The sequence below is a fragment of the Bacillus sp. YKCMOAS1 genome (genome assembly GCF_030268125.1).
In the GTDB taxonomy this organism is placed as follows: domain Bacteria; phylum Bacillota; class Bacilli; order Bacillales; family Bacillaceae; genus Bacillus; species Bacillus safensis.
The window spans coordinates 859,972-875,328 of sequence record NZ_BSEI01000001.1 but is presented as its reverse complement, the minus strand read 5'-3'; the positions used below and the strand labels follow the sequence as shown (position 1 = coordinate 875,328).

The following is a 15,357-nucleotide window of genomic DNA, read 5'->3' as shown; positions in this document are numbered from 1 at the left end:
GATTGACATCTCCTTTAGTTATCTAAATAATTTTTTCATGCGTCCAAGAACAAAGACCGCTAGTAATACGCTAATAACCGCAATGATCATATCGAAGAATAACGTCATTTTAATATCGTACGTGCTGACCAACCCACTTGTAATGAGCGGCACGAGAATAAACGCTGAGCTTGCCGCAATGTTCACATAGGATGAAGCCGTTGCTTTGTTTGTCGGGAATAATTTCATCATAATACTCATCGCCAGCTGGAAGATCCCTGCTGTAAATAATCCTAAGAAAAACGTGCTGACAATGACAATGCTGTACGTTTCGATTTGGAAAAGTGAAAGCATTGCAAGGAACGCACCAATTGGATAAATGATCGCCACCATAATCGGTGAAATGAATTTATCTAAGACAACTGAAAGCAATAGAACAGATACAAGTGCACCAATACTAAAATAAGATAGAAGCTGTGTCGCTTGTTCTGTGCCAAGTCCGATTAATTTTAATCCGAGCTGTGGAAGCCATGTCTGCCATACCACAAACAATGCAGTCGACGTGAATCCCATAAGTACAACAGCTAAACCTTCGCCAAGCATTTTTGGTTCTTCTTTCAGCTGGTCCTGTACTGGAAGAGCGTCTTGTGAAGAAACTTGCTTATGGTTCGGGAATGGCATAAAGATTAAGTAAATCCCTACAAGTAAATAAAGAAGCCCTAGTCCAAAGAACGCCCAGCCCCAGAAGATGTCATGTGCCACTAGGAACGCCAAGATAAATGGAAGAATAGTCGCCCCAATGGATACAGACGCTTTTACTAAAACAGAAGCCGAACTTGCTTTTTTCGGAAATGACTCTGTCAAAGCAGGGTAGGTTCCTGAATCAAGCAGTGAATTGGCAATACCTGCTGAAATCGCAAAGATAAATGCCAGTGTATAACTCGTTGTCGTTGGAATACCGATTAAGAATAATAAGTAAAGAAAATTTCCTGTAATAATGACAGGCTTACGTCCCCAGCTATCGGCTAACCGACCTGAGAAAAAGAGAGCAATGAGTTTACCAATTCCGATCGCCGATACAAGCAAGCTGATTTTCGGAATATCTACATGGTAGCGTTCAGATAAGCTGTCCATGTTGGAAGCTACAATAATATTGATCATGCCAAGCATGAAGTAATTTAAATACATGCCAAGTGACGATTTAATATAAGGATTTTTCATGTTCCCACTCCTATATTTGAAACCCCTAAGGTCAAATTCTTTGAATACCCTTTGTTATTGTTTCCTTAAAAATGAAGAATATGAAGCCCATCACAACACCCCTTATGTGATTGATGAAAAAATAATGAATATTCATCTGTTCTTCAATCAAGTACATCGTTCTACTAAAATGCAAAAAATAATAACAGCCTTGATTAGGAAGTGAAACTTCATGATTTGATCAGAATCATAAAAAATCACTTTTAACTGTTTTTTGATAGAAATAACGATAGGATGAAATAGGTATAACGATATACTAAAAGAAGCAACGAGATAAATATACTCCTGCATTTTAAATGTGTCAAGTTTATGACTTTGTGATTTAAAAAAATAAAATTGAAACAAAGAAATAGTTGACTTGATCAATAAAAAAAAGAGAATTGCTGTCCACAATTCTCCTTTCCATGATCAGGTAGAGGTTTCTCTAATATGAAGTTGAGGCTTTAAAATCAATCGCTGCAGCTCTTCATCCTGTTCGTTCATTTTATGATATAAAAGGTTCGCTGCTTTTACCCCGATGGATCGGGGGAAGGAGGAAACAGTGGTGAGCGGCGGATGGTACATCTCCGCTTCAGGAACATTATCGAATCCAACCACATCAATATCTTCACCAGGCTTGATACTGCGTGCTGATAGTTCTTGCATGACTCCAAATGCAACTAAGTCACTAAAACAAAAAATAGCAGTAGGAGGCTCGGGTTGATCCATGACTTGAGCAAGTGCTTCTTTCCCGCCTTCACGAGTAGGTACGATATCAATAATAAGGGAATCATCAATCGTCAGGTTTTCATCGTCGTGAGCTCTTTTGAAACCCTTCATTCGCTCAATCCAGGTCGATGAAGTCTTGATGCCGCCTAAGAAGGCGATACGTCGATGCCCCTTCTGAAGAAGATGATGAATGGCCATCCAAGTGCCTTGTTCATAATCAACGCCGACATAGTCACATTGCACATCTGATAATTCACGATTTGCAAGTACTTTTGGGGTGCGAATTTGATTTAACTGTTTGGCTGTCCGAGCCGAGCTTTTCGAAGCTAGGTTTAAAATGATTCCGCCCACTCGGTGCTCTACCATAGTGGAAATGAGCCGCTCCTGTTTATCGACACTGTCAAAGGTTGTACCAAGTAAAACAGTATAGCCTAGTGATTCAAGCGTGGTTTGCACGCCGATTAAAAATTCCGAAATAAAGGTGTTAGAAATATCTGTGACAATCACACCAACGATATTTGAGCTTTTTGACCGCATGTTGGCAGCTACGCGGTCATATACGTACCCTAAGTCTTCCATGGATTGAAGCACTTTGTTTCGAGTGGCTTCAGAAATTCTAGGATTATTTCGAACAACGAGTGATGCCGTTGAAGTCGAGACACCGGCATGCTGGGCGACTTCCTGTAATGTGACACGCTGTTTGTTCATTTTTTTCATTTGTCTTCACCAACTTCAATGGATTGCCTAACTTTGTTCATGATCAAGAGGGATTTCTCCATCAGACGAGCCGAACATCTTTTGATTTATTATACATGAATCAGGGGGGATTGATGAAGTGAAGACATATGAGTGCCACCGTAAATCATAAAAGATTACCATTGACAGCATTCTGATTGAGGCGTAAAATATAAAATTATTCAGAAATAGCAACATTTTAATTAAATAACGAAGGCTATGATTGCTGTGGGTCACACTATAGCAGGAGCAGCTTCTGGAGAGACCGCATGTATGTGCGGCGCCGAAGGGTTCACAATCTCAGGCAAAAGGACAGAAGAGTACGAAATATTGTATTTGTGATGCATGGATGATGCCGTGTATTACTTTTCTCTATTTTGCTATTCTTTTATGACCGTGAGATTGGAGCGCATCCAATCTCTTTTTTTATGGACTTTTTAAAGAGTTCATTATTTCAGTATAAGATCGTGTCGTAGGAGGGTGTTAGCATTGGCACAACAAGAATTAAAACGAGATTTATCAAACCGTCATGTGCAATTGATTGCCATTGGCGGAACCATTGGAACAGGGTTGTTTTTAGGATCTGGAAAAGCTATTCAATTGGCAGGTCCTTCAATCATTTTTGCTTATTTAATTGTCGGAATGGCCATCTTTTTTGTCATGAGGGCACTTGGAGAGTTGCTTTTATCGAAGGCGGGCTATCAGTCATTAACCGATATTGCAGAGGACTATCTCGGCCCGTGGGCATCTTTTGTGACAGGGTGGACATATTGGTTTTGCTGGATTATGACAGCGATGGCGGATGTCATTGCGGTCGGGGTGTATGTGCAGTATTGGTTTGACATTCCGCAATGGATTCCTGCGATCATTTGTTTGTTGATTTTACTAGGATTGAATCTATTAACGGTGAAGCTTTTCGGAGAAATGGAATTTTGGTTTGCGCTCATTAAAGTGATTACGATTCTATTACTGATCGGTGTTGGAATTGTTCTTTTAATCATTGGTTTTCAAACCGATGCCGGACCGGTGACAGTAACGAATTTATGGTCTCATGGCGGGTTATTCCCAAATGATGTCACAGGCTTCTTGTTGTCATTCCAGATGGTGATTTTTGCGTATGTGGGAGTTGAACTGGTTGGTGTATCTGCAGCAGAAACAGCCAATCCGCAAAAAAACATTCCCTCTGCGATTAATAAGATTCCATTAAGAATTCTATTTTTCTATGTGGGTGCGATCTTTGTTTTACTATGTATCAACCCATGGACTGAGCTCAGTGCATCAGAAAGTCCTTTTGTGAAAACCTTTGGGCTCATTGGGATACCAGTAGCAGCGGGGCTTATCAATTTTGTTGTATTGACGTCTGCGGCATCAGCTTGTAATAGCGGCATGTTCTCAACAAGCCGTATTCTGTATAATCTCAGTCATCAAAAGCAGGGGCCAGCTTCCTTTGGACGTTTGAACAAGCACGCTGTCCCGAGTAATGCACTATTCGTTTCAACGATTGTAGTATCGGTCGGTGCACTTTTAAGCAAGCTGATTCCCGAACAAGCCTTTGGGATTGTTACCACGATCAGTGCCATTTGTTTCATTTGGGTATGGAGTATTATTTTAATTTGCCATTTGAAATATAAAAAAACACGGCCTGAATTGCATGCAGCATCTACCTTTAAAGCACCGTTCACACCTTTTGTGAATATTTGCGTTCTTGCGCTCTTTGCTGCCATTCTCGTGATCATGCTCTTCGCAGATGCAACACGTCCTGCGCTGCTATTGACACCGGTATGGTTTGGTTTCTTATTTTTGATTTATGCTAGAAAGAAACGCCGTGCATCGTAACGGACGGAAAAGCACAGCCTTTTGACAGAGCTGTGCTTTTTATCATTTAACGATTTCTAATCCTCAACACATAATTTGCATTCAAAATGATCAAAACAACCCCAATGACCACGATCGAGAAGAGTTGAGAGTGATTGGCTCCGAGGGAATACACAATCAAAATAAACATGGCACTGGTCAATAGGATATTCATCATTTGATACGTGTGAAACAGTCCGCCAAGCATGACATGCTTTTCCCCTTCGTCTGATATGGCGAGCAGCTTTTTACTATAATCTTTGTCGGACGGACTTGGCAGATTGCGATTAGGATAGACAAGTTTAAGAACGGATATCGCTGCATAAGAACTGATAATGGTGACGATAAATAAAGCAGCATTGACCAGAATCAACCAGAGGGGCTGCTCGGTGACGATGGTTATACCGATGGCAATAATGGACAAAATCGTACTCACCGTATTGGCTAATGTCGAATCAGTAAAGGTCCGATATTGCTTAGCCTCCAGTTCATCTTCCTCATCTCCAGAGACCGAAAGAGACACTCTTTTTTTCATACGTGAAATCCCTGAAAAACAATAAATAATCAATAAAATTGTCAATCCACTGATGACAAGAGTCGCTTCAAATGCAATATCAAGAAGTGTCATCTCAAATTCGGCTGCCAGTAGACAGTAAGCACCGAGAAAGCCAAGGAGAGCACCTAAGAGCATTTTGTATACAGTTTTCAAGATAGTTCATCCTCCTCGAATAGAAAAATACGTTCAATGGGTTCCTGAAAAATTCGTGAAAGCTTAACAGCGAGCAAGAGAGACGGCATTAATTCATCTCGTTCCATTAAGCTGATGGTTTGACGAGAGACCTTTGCACGCTTTGCCAGCTCAGTTTGGTTTAAACCATCACGCGCACGAAGCTCTTTTAACCGATTTTTCATTCTGTCACCTCAAGTTTTGATTGAAATCTTACATTGATTGTAAAGTATTATATTCATTTTGACAAGTAAAGTTGTCAAAATGATAAAAATAATTGTCAGAAAGATCATCTTTATTCAAAAGGTGAACCATGATACGCTAAAGGAAAGAGAAACAGAAAACAGGTGATGGCCTTGTTCATTGATCAATTAAAAAATGACTTACATCAATCACAACCGTTGTTCATTGGAGAAGAGACAGCGTTCAAAGCAGCAGTCCTTATCCCTTTAGTACAAGTAAATGGAGAATGGCATATATTATTTGAGGTACGATCGCTGACCATGAGAAAACAGCCGGGGGATATTAGCTTTCCTGGAGGCAAGCTCGACGGCAGCGAAACAGCACAGGAAGCTGCACTGCGAGAAACGCATGAAGAGCTGGGTATCCCGCCAGAATCGGTCGAAATCCTTGGACAGCTCAGTCCTTATATCGCTTCTCCATCCTTTGTCGTATACCCATATGTCGGTATCATTGATGAGCAAAAAGTGAAACACTCCTATAATCAAGAAGAAGTAGAAGAGACCTTTACTGTGCCTCTATCATGGCTCAGCCAATATGAGCCGTACCTACATCATGTATCCGTTCAGCCAACACCAGGAGAGGACTTCCCTTATGAAAAAATCATGAATGGTGAAAAATACAGCTGGGGGAGCCGTTCAATCGAGGAATGGTTTTATGATTACGAAAACTACACCATATGGGGATTAACAGCCCGCATATTAAAACATTTTGTATCCGTTGCAAAAAAAAATTCCTAGAGAATCGCTCTCTAGGAATTTGTTGTTTTCAGCCGTTCCTTCGCTGTTTGTTTTCCTTTACCAATTGGAATTGGCGCTCTCGCTTGGCTCAGTCCGTAGGAAGGCATGTTCACGTAGACGGATTCATACGAGCCGGCTTGAATTTGGTATGTTTCATGATAAATGCCCACCGCATCATTATTTCGTGCCATTTGGTTAAATCTTTTCCAAGCAGCCAAATGCTTCTCCATCTTGGCATAGGCAAGGAGGTCATCTGTTGATTTCCAATATTGAATCATCACTGTCGTGCGTAATCCAAAGTAATTTTTGTCCCAAGAAACCCTAGCTCCTCTTGATGGGTATACAGCTCCTTGATCATGCCAGGCATCGCCATGAACACAGGCATCCATTGATGAATGGCCCAGCGTTTGTTGATCCTCATTCCGATGATGAACACAACAATAGAATCAGAATTGTCCGTTGTAAATCTGCCAGCACGTATGTCTTTTTTCATTCATTTACCCTTCCTTCTTCATCGAATGGAATGTCTCCACGCACCAATCAATTCCAGCTTGAGCCACTCTTTTCCCATAATCTAAAGTAAACAGCCAATACTTCGCATCCGCTTCATCTGGATAAAGCTCTTGAATGTTTTGTTCAATCGCAACATATGTCTCATAACGAATACGGAGCTGCCTCTCATAATCCTGTAAAAGCGCTAGTTTCTTCTCAAACGAAAGATATTGACCGAAGAATAACTTTAATAACACCTCATTACGTTCTGTTGGTAACTGATCGAGCGGCTGCGCCAGCCATTCTCTTAACGTGTCCAGTCCTTTTTCAGTCAAATGATATTCCCGCTTGTCTGAACGACCAGAGCTAGCAGCAGGTGAAACCTCCGCAAGGCCTTCCTCGACTATTAACTTTAAAGCTGGATAAATTTGTCCATAACTGATTTTCCAAAAATGATGCAAGCTCCTATCAATTAATTGCTTCACTTCGTACCCTGACTTACAATCTGTCGTTAAAATACCTAAAATCGCATACGTCGTATCATTGTATTTTTTCATATCAGCATACCTATCTAAAAGATATATCATTTAGATATATAATAAATGATGTGGAGTGGCAGATACAAGGGGTTGTTGAAAAATAAGTTCGATAAAGGAGGTGACTCACTCATATATTGATAGAAAAAATTAAATTCTGTCAGTGGAGGTATGTATGAATAGATTGAAAATCTGGATCGTGGCAATTCTAGCAGTATTAATCATGGGTGCTGTCAGCTGGATAGCTTATCAAGCAAATGCAAAAAAGAGTGTATTGAATCAATCTTACGCCTTTGCATATAAGACAAAGAATCATGTGAACTGGTTCAAAGTAACGGAGAAAAAAGGGAAAGTAACAGGTCATCTGAATGAAACCATTTTGGAGGAAAAACCAAAAAGGCATTTTGATCCTAATCTATTTATCAACAAATATAAATTAACCGGTAAAAAAATTGAAAACGGTTACAAATTCCAAGCAAAGCAAGGGAAAGAGACGGTCACATATGAAGTTCACCCTGCTGAAAAAGATCTTTCTGTGAAAAAACAAGGTGAAAAACAAAGCATCACATACAAAGCAGTTGATCAAACAAAACTACGAGCTGTTCAAAAGGACATTCATGACCGATATGAAGAACTGATGGAGGACACTGAAAATAGATTTCATGATTATGTAAGAAACTTCATTAAGAAAGTAACAGGCGCTTATGGTTATCTGTATACGGCGGAAGATGGTTCGTACCAGCTATTTCTAAAAGTAAAACGAATGTATATGCAGTCTGAATGGGCAGGTTCTTTTCTAATGAGAACGGTCCCAGGAGATGGTGGAGCACCTTATAAAGAAACGAAACATACAGCCGGCGGTGTTTCAGATGGGATAATGTTTGATTTGAGTACTTATCCTGCAATTGAAAAGGGTTTTATTTTAGGGGAAACTGACCGAGACGCAACATCAATTAGATTTCCCTTTAAAATGGCAGGCGGTACAATAGAATTTAAAGCTGTCACGAAAGAGGAATATCAAGAGCAAACGGAAGCATTCAAAAAGCAGGCTGAAGAAACGAAAAAATAGATCGTATTGGACCAGGTGAATAAGGGTTAATAACATATCTGAATTCTCCATGATAAAAGGATATTATTTTCATAGATGTAAGATATTATTACTAAATACTTATCTAAATTTTCTAGAATCTATTTTTAAGTGAATAAGAATTTAGTTGAATATATGGTAAAATATTGTTGATGTTGATTTCTCAAATTAAATATTAGAGGAGGTACGTATGAGCAAATTGAAAATCTGGGTCGTGTCTATCCTAGCCGTACTCATCTTGGGTGGAGGCGGCTGGACAGCATATCAAGCAATCGCACAAAAAAATTCATTGAATCATTCCTATGCATTTGCGTATAAAACTAAGGATAGACTGAACTGGTTCGAGATATCTGAGAATAAAGGCAAAGTAACAGGTCACTTGAATGAAAGATATATAGAAGAAATTTGGTGGGACCCTCAATTATATAAAAAACAATATGTCATAACCGGCCATTCAAAAGAAAATGGGTATGAATTTCAAATGAAAAAAGGAAAAGAAACGATCATATACGAAGTTCATTTTTCGGGGAAAAACCTTTCTGTGAAAAAACAAGGCGAGAAGCAAAGCACGATTTATAAAGCAATCAATCAAAAAAAGCTAGATACGTATCAAAAAAAGATTCAAAATCGACATCAAAATCTAGTTGAATCATCAGAAACTAGATTTTATGAAAATATGAGACACTTCAGGGATAAAGTGGCGAAAGTATATGGTTTTCTATATACGGCAGAGGATAAACAACTATTTTTACAAGTGGAAAGCATGCATGTTGAGAATGGATGGGACGGCTCCTTTTTAATAACAACTGTTTCTGAAGAAGGTTGTAAGCCCTATAAAGAAATGAAAATAGAGGTCGGGGGCTTTACTGATGGGGCAGGATTTTTCGAAATGAGCTATGATCCTATAATTGAAGATGGTGTCATTATAGGTTCGACTGATCGAGATGCAAAATCAGTAAAGCTGCCAATTAAAAAGACAGACGGTACAGTAGAGTTAAAAGCTTTCACGAGGAAGGAATATAAAAAACTCCCTAAACCATATATCATGACAGGCGATTCAGTAGAGTTAAAAGCTGTCACGAAAAAGGAGTATGAAAAACAAGCGAAAGCATTTAAAAAGAGGGCAGAAGAAAAGAAAAAATAGATGAATTTAAACCAGATGAGTGAATCAACTTATCTGGTTTTTTGTGGAGAAAAATATTGTTGATTGATGCTAGAAGGAACAAAAGAGTAGAAGGTTTCCTATAAGTGAATAGAGAAAAGTATTTTAGGTATATAGACCCTAATAATTTTTAGAAAAATAAATGTTGACGCTTTCATATAATGCATATATACTAAAAACAAATCCAATATGAATAAATTAGACATGTGACTGGTCATGCAGGCAGGATCTAAAAACGATGAATTTTTCTTTTATTTGTCGTTTTAGGTCCTTTTTTTATTGCCGAAATATAGGTCTCGTGTATGAGAAAAGGGGGAGAAAAAATGAATTACACACAAGTTGCCAAAGACGTTTTACAGCATGTAGGCGGCAAAGAAAACATTGCGCACCTTGAACATTGTTCAACAAGACTTCGCTTCACACTAATTGATCAGAAAAAAGCAGATGTACCAGCACTGGAAAAAACACCGGGTGTCATAGCTGTTAGAATGACAGGACAATGCCAAGTAGTCATTGGGAATGACGTCATTGAAGTGTATCAAAAGGTAACAAGTTTAATAGGCGGCAGCTCATCAAGCCAAGATGTGCCATCCAATCAGCCAAAAGAAAAAAGAAAAGCAGGCACAGTTCTGTTAGATTTCATTGTCGGTGTCTTCCAGCCGCTTGTACCAGCTATCGCAGGCGGAGGAATTTTAAAATCATTTCTTCTCCTTTTCTCTTTATTAGGCTGGATGGATGCAAAGGGACAAACCTATCAAATACTGAACATGGTAGGTGACGCACCACTTTACTTTCTGCCTTTACTAGTTGCTGTAACGACGGCGAATAAACTAAAAGTAAACCCACTGGTCGCACTATCAGCAGTCGGTGCGCTTCTTCTGCCGAACATGACGGCGATGCTTACAGAAGGTGCACAATTACTGTCATTCGATGTGAAAAATATAGCTTATGCGTATCAAGTGTTTCCGGCAATCCTTTCTGTATTGCTTTACGCGCAAATGGAAAAATTCTTTACACGGTTTTCACCAAAACCAATTCGGATTTTCTTCGTTCCGATGATGTCATTGGTCATTACTGTACCAGTTACGCTACTTCTGTTAGGACCGATTGGTTTTACAGCGGGGCAAGGTTTTTCATCTATTATTCTTTCGATGTTTAATACGGTAGGCTGGGTAGCTGTCGCCATTTTAGCAGCGGTCCTCCCCTTCATGGTGGCATCAGGCATGCATAAAGCAATGGTTCCTTATGCAGTCACAACGATGGGAACCCTTGGGAAAGAAGCACTTTACTTACCGGCATCACTTGCGCATAATATTGCGGAAAGTGGAGCGTGTTTCGCTGTGGCACTTCGAACAAAAGACAAGGTACTTAGATCAACAGCCATTTCGGCAGGGATATCAGCCTTTTTTGGCATCACAGAGCCAGCGCTGTATGGTGTGACACTGCAAAATAAGCGAGTCCTTGGAAGTGTTATGATTGGTTCGTTTGTTGGTGGAATTTTCATTGGATTAGTTGGTATACAAGCCTTTGTGCTTGTTGGTCCTGGTTTAGCAAGCATGTCGATGTTTATATCAGATGAGCTCCCGCGAAATTTGATGTTTGCTATCATTGGAGCGGTCATTTCGTTTATTGTCGCCTTTATCGCTGCTTTTGTATTAGGTAAAGATCGAACAGTAGAAGAAAAGACAAAGGATCAAGCTGGGTTTGCTGAAAAAATTGGAGCAGGCGAAACATTCAAGAGCCCTGTGATTGGCCAAATGATCTCTCTATCCGAAGTGAAAGATGATATTTTCTCTTCAAAGGTCATGGGAGAAGGAATTGCCATTGTACCTTCAAAAGGAGCACTTTATGCACCTGTAGATGGAGAGGTAACCTTGCTGTTCGAAACAAACCATGCACTTGGTATGAAAACGGACCATGGAGTTGAAGTATTATTCCACATCGGCATTGACACCGTTCAGTTGGAAGGACAGTATTTCCATCCAAAAGTACAGGCTGGAGATCGTGTTCAAGCGGGTGATTTATTGATTGAATTTGATCTAGAAAAAATCATGGAAGCAGGATATGATCCAGTAACACTTGCTGTAGTCACAAATACAGATCAATATGATATTAAGGTACAGCCATTACAAGAGGTCAATCGTCAAGATACATTGATGGTTGTTACACAATTAGGAGGCTAATCATATGACAAAAATCAAAGGTTTTCCAAAAGGATTTTTATGGGGCGGAGCCATTGCTGCTAACCAGGCAGAAGGCGCCTGGAATATAGATGGAAAGGGACCGTCTGTTGCAGATATTGCAATGTACCGTTCCAACTTGAGTGTAGAAGATTATGAAGGTCATCTTGCAGTTACCACTGAAAATATAGATCGTGCGATGAAAGATCCAGACGATAAAAAATACCCAAAACGCAGAGGTGTCGATTTCTATCATCACTATAAAGAGGATTTGGCTCTCTTTGCTGAAATGGGATTTCAAACACTTCGAATTTCTATTGCATGGAGTCGTATCTTCCCTACTGGAGAAGAAGCTGAACCGAATGAAAAAGGGCTGCAATTTTATGATCGTGTCTTTGCAGAAATGAAAAAACACAACATAGAACCGATCGTGACTCTCTCTCATTATGAAATGCCTTTAGCCCTTAGTGTGAAATATAACGGCTGGGTTGAAAGAAAAGTAATCGACCTCTTTGTGAAATTCGCCAATGTTTGTTTCGAACGTTATAAAGATGATGTGAAATATTGGCTTACCTTTAATGAAATTGATAGTATTCACCGACACTCTTTCATTACAGCGGGAATTATTCCTGATCGCTGCTCAGAAGGAAAAGTAGAAGAGACGGTGTACCAAGCACTTCATCATCAATTTGTCGCATCTGCTCTCGTAACAGCAGATTGCCATCGTATCATTCCAGGCAGCCAGGTAGGATGTATGCTGACAAAATTGACAACGTATCCGCATACGTGCCATCCGAATGATGTAGAACAAGCTTTGAAACAAAACTTAGAAAACTATTTCTATGCAGATGTTCAGGTGTTTGGCGAGTATCCGCCACTGATCAAGCGTATGCTTGAGAGAAAAGATATTCATATTCAAATGGAAGCAGATGATCTTACCATTTTAAAAGAAAACACAGTAGATTTTATCTCATTTAGCTACTATATGTCTTTAACGGAATCAGCCCAAGAAGGATTAGAAGAGACAGAAGGGAATACCATTCGTGGAGTCAAAAACCCTTATCTTCCATCAACTGAATGGGGTTGGCAAATTGATCCGGTTGGTCTGAAAATTTCTTTGATCGAATTGTATGATCGCTATCAAAAACCTCTTATCATTGTCGAGAACGGCATGGGTGCAAAGGATGTAGTTGAAAGTGATGGCTCAATCCATGACGACTATCGTATTAACTATTTCAAAGAGCATTTCCGTCAAATGAGAGAAGCCATTGAAGAAGGTGTCGATCTCTTTGGATATACGAGCTGGGGCTCGATTGATATTATTAGTGCAGGTACATCACAAATGTCAAAACGGTACGGCTTCATTCACGTAGATCAAGATGATGACGGGAACGGGACATTAAAACGATCTCGAAAAGATTCATTTTATTGGTACCAAAAAGTCATTGAGACAAATGGTGAATCGCTTGATTGAACACCACAATCATGAAAACAGGTGATGACGATGTTTAAAATCAAAAAAGTTTTAAACTCGAGCGTGGTCCTGGCTGAAGATCAGAACCAACAGGAGATGGTTTTGTTCGGCCGAGGAATTGGCTATGGCCAGAAACCAGGTCAAATGATAGAAGAGAAAAAAGCGGACCAAGTCTTTATGTCAGTCGATAACATGAGAGCAAAAGAATTTCTTCAATTGTTAGATTCAATGCCTCAGGAGTTTATCGATTTAACTCAGCAAATTGTCCAATATGCAGAAAAACGTTTAAGTTCAACTTTAAATTCAGGTGTTTATTTTACCTTAATGGATCATTTGAATTTTGCAGTGGAACGTCATAAAAAGAATATTAATATTACGAATCGTGTGTATTGGGAAATCAAAAATTACTATACAGAAGAATTTGAAGTAGGGAACTACGCACTTGAGTTAGTCAATGACACATTGGGCATACAATTACCAAAAGAAGAAGCTGCCAATATCGCCTTTCACTTGATTAATGCATTAGGTGAAGAGTCCGAGTCGAAAGATGGTATGAAATACGCCAAGATGATCGGAAGTATTGTCAATCTTGTTCGCTATACGTTGAATATGAAAATGGATCAAGAGAATATTCATTACAGCCGGTTCATTACACATGTGAAATTCTTTGTAGAAAGATTTTATGCTGATAAATTATTATCAGATCAAGAAAATGAGTTATTTGAACAAATTGCACATTTATATCCTCAAGCGATGGATGTTGCTTTTAAGATCAAAGATTATATTAAACAGGTGCATAGCATCATCATTCCTAATGATGAGCTTACTTATCTTGCGGTACATATACACCGCCTCATTTCTTATCAGCAACTAAAATAAATGGGGAACCACTTGCCTTGATGAGGCGAGTGGTTCTTTGTTTGGCAAATGTTTATATTAAGTTCCGATAGGTCGTTCTGTTGTACCATTTTCATCATTTAATGAATTGAAAGTCCCTGTTTGTCCTAAAACAACGATGGTCAAAGTGATAATCAATAAACCCATTTTTTTCATTAGAATTCCCCCAGTCAATGATAGGATGTTTCATGCGATCAGCTTCCTTTAGAAAGAGATAGGCTTGATGAATTGCTCCCAGCTCTTCAAAGTGTTTTGCTGCTAATGCACTTAATTCACAGACTCCTTCAGCATCTTTTAATTTTTTAAGAATGCTGATTTCATCAAAACAGGCTTGAGCTTTTTGAGCCATATCTTCAGTGAAATATAGATGGTAAAGCAAATTCATTTTTGCTGTATAGATGGGGCATTTCTCTGCTTGATGTTTTTGGTTAACCAATTCGAAGTAATAGAGAGCTTGTGTCCTTTCATCGATAGAGAGCAGCTCTTTCATTAACATGTACATGGAGTGATGGAAGTAACACGATGAGAGATAGTCTTCGTCACTAAGAGCTTTTTCTAGGGCATCGATACATTTTTTTGATTCGCCAGCTTCGGCATACAAAATGCTGATATTATGATAAAGCTGTGATGTTAGAAAATGATCGTTTAGACTGTCTGCGATGTGTAATGCTTTTTTGTAGTAATTTTCTGCCCTTATAAAGTCGCAAATGTCCATATAATTAGCAGCGGCGATGACAAAGGCTGTAGCTAGTCTTCTTTCATATCCTTCATGGCTTTTGAAAATATCAATAGCATTCTGAATGTAGTGCAGAGAAATTAGGCTTTGACGAAGCAGCATATATAAGTTGGCGATTTTCGTATGGAATTCTGCTACTTCTATTTCATCAGGAATGTGTTGTAGTTTTTTCTCGGCAATTTTAAACAGTCCAATGGCTGATGCATAGTCTCTTTTATATGACGCGTAAAGGGCTTTGTATAGGTAAAAATAGTATTCAATTAAGTCGTTTGTTTTAGAGGGGCAATCTGGCTCTAGCTGTTCCTTCAGTTTCGTACCTCTTCGTTCATATAACATGAGCTTATACTTGCCTTCTAGCAATGAGTAATAGGTCAAGACCTCCTGATTCTCTTCCATTTTTTGAAGTAATTCCTTTAATTCTGTATACATTGCTTTTGCACTGTGTACATCATGCTTGCGAATTGCAATTCTCCAATCATTTAAACGATTCCCCACCTGTTCAGCAGAAATGATAGCCATGGAAATTTCACCTCTTTAAGATCCTTTCACC

13 protein-coding genes, 1 pseudogene and 1 riboswitch are annotated in these 15,357 nt (G+C 39.2%); of the genes and pseudogenes, 7 read left to right on the top strand and 7 right to left on the bottom strand.

Annotation, left to right across the window (positions count from 1 at the left end; translation table 11 throughout):
- Positions 1-18: 18 nt before the first annotated feature.
- Positions 19-1,200 carry an MFS transporter gene (locus QSJ46_RS04455; protein ID WP_252057058.1) on the bottom strand — a complete coding sequence of 394 codons (1,182 nt, stop codon included), beginning with the start codon at positions 1,198-1,200 and terminating at the stop codon, positions 19-21.
- Between the two features lie 447 nt (positions 1,201-1,647).
- Positions 1,648-2,664, bottom strand: a complete 1,017-nt coding sequence (locus QSJ46_RS04450) for a LacI family DNA-binding transcriptional regulator (protein ID WP_047203749.1) — start codon at positions 2,662-2,664, stop codon at positions 1,648-1,650.
- Positions 2,665-2,928: 264 nt separating this feature from the next.
- A riboswitch (glycine riboswitch) is annotated at positions 2,929-3,008 on the top strand.
- Between the two features lie 163 nt (positions 3,009-3,171).
- On the opposite strand from QSJ46_RS04450, the gene QSJ46_RS04445 reads away from it, so the two are divergent.
- Positions 3,172-4,518: an amino acid permease gene (locus tag QSJ46_RS04445; RefSeq protein ID WP_285604340.1), complete on the top strand. Its 1,347-nt coding sequence runs from the start codon at positions 3,172-3,174 to the stop codon at positions 4,516-4,518.
- A 46-nt stretch (positions 4,519-4,564) separates the two neighbouring features.
- Here the strand turns inward: QSJ46_RS04445 and QSJ46_RS04440 are convergent, their stop codons facing one another.
- Together QSJ46_RS04440 and QSJ46_RS04435 are read right to left on the bottom strand one after the other, a co-directional pair.
- Complete coding sequence (locus QSJ46_RS04440; protein ID WP_047203747.1) at positions 4,565-5,245, bottom strand: DUF3169 family protein; 681 nt, start codon at positions 5,243-5,245, stop codon at positions 4,565-4,567.
- Positions 5,242-5,448 carry a helix-turn-helix transcriptional regulator gene (locus QSJ46_RS04435; protein WP_003215336.1) on the bottom strand — a complete coding sequence of 69 codons (207 nt, stop codon included), beginning with the start codon at positions 5,446-5,448 and terminating at the stop codon, positions 5,242-5,244. The genes QSJ46_RS04440 and QSJ46_RS04435 overlap by 4 nt, the downstream gene beginning before the upstream one ends.
- A 171-nt stretch (positions 5,449-5,619) precedes the next feature.
- Between QSJ46_RS04435 and QSJ46_RS04430 the strand changes: the two genes are divergently transcribed.
- Positions 5,620-6,243 (top strand): NUDIX hydrolase, encoded by a 624-nt coding sequence (locus QSJ46_RS04430; RefSeq protein WP_047203752.1) that lies wholly within the window; start codon positions 5,620-5,622, stop codon positions 6,241-6,243.
- An 11-nt stretch (positions 6,244-6,254) separates the two neighbouring features.
- Here QSJ46_RS04430 and QSJ46_RS04425 read toward each other — a convergent pair.
- Positions 6,255-6,736: pseudogene (locus QSJ46_RS04425) on the bottom strand (DUF4188 domain-containing protein).
- Between the two features lie 4 nt (positions 6,737-6,740).
- Positions 6,741-7,292, bottom strand: a complete 552-nt coding sequence (locus QSJ46_RS04420; protein ID WP_047203745.1) for a PadR family transcriptional regulator — start codon at positions 7,290-7,292, stop codon at positions 6,741-6,743.
- Between the two features lie 154 nt (positions 7,293-7,446).
- Between QSJ46_RS04420 and QSJ46_RS04415 the strand changes: the two genes are divergently transcribed.
- The 5 genes from QSJ46_RS04415 (at position 7,447) to QSJ46_RS04395 (ending at position 14,053) form a co-directional block, all read left to right on the top strand.
- Positions 7,447-8,340, top strand: coding sequence for a hypothetical protein (locus QSJ46_RS04415; RefSeq protein WP_285604339.1), 894 nt, complete (start codon positions 7,447-7,449; stop codon positions 8,338-8,340).
- A gap of 208 nt (positions 8,341-8,548) precedes the next feature.
- Positions 8,549-9,502: a hypothetical protein gene (locus QSJ46_RS04410; protein ID WP_285604338.1), complete on the top strand. Its 954-nt coding sequence runs from the start codon at positions 8,549-8,551 to the stop codon at positions 9,500-9,502.
- A 341-nt stretch (positions 9,503-9,843) separates the two neighbouring features.
- A complete protein-coding gene (locus QSJ46_RS04405) occupies positions 9,844-11,703 on the top strand; it encodes a beta-glucoside-specific PTS transporter subunit IIABC (protein ID WP_212039529.1) in 1,860 nt (619 codons plus the stop codon).
- Between the two features lie 4 nt (positions 11,704-11,707).
- Entirely contained in the window at positions 11,708-13,174 is a 1,467-nt protein-coding gene (locus QSJ46_RS04400; RefSeq protein ID WP_285604337.1) for a glycoside hydrolase family 1 protein, read from the top strand.
- Positions 13,175-13,204: 30 nt separating this feature from the next.
- On the top strand, positions 13,205-14,053 hold the full coding sequence (locus QSJ46_RS04395) for a PRD domain-containing protein (protein ID WP_047203741.1): 849 nt from the start codon (positions 13,205-13,207) through the stop codon (positions 14,051-14,053).
- A gap of 94 nt (positions 14,054-14,147) precedes the next feature.
- On the opposite strand, the gene QSJ46_RS04390 is transcribed toward QSJ46_RS04395, so the two are convergent.
- A complete protein-coding gene (locus QSJ46_RS04390; RefSeq protein WP_285604336.1) occupies positions 14,148-15,326 on the bottom strand; it encodes a Rap family tetratricopeptide repeat protein in 1,179 nt (392 codons plus the stop codon).
- Positions 15,327-15,357: the final 31 nt, after the last annotated feature.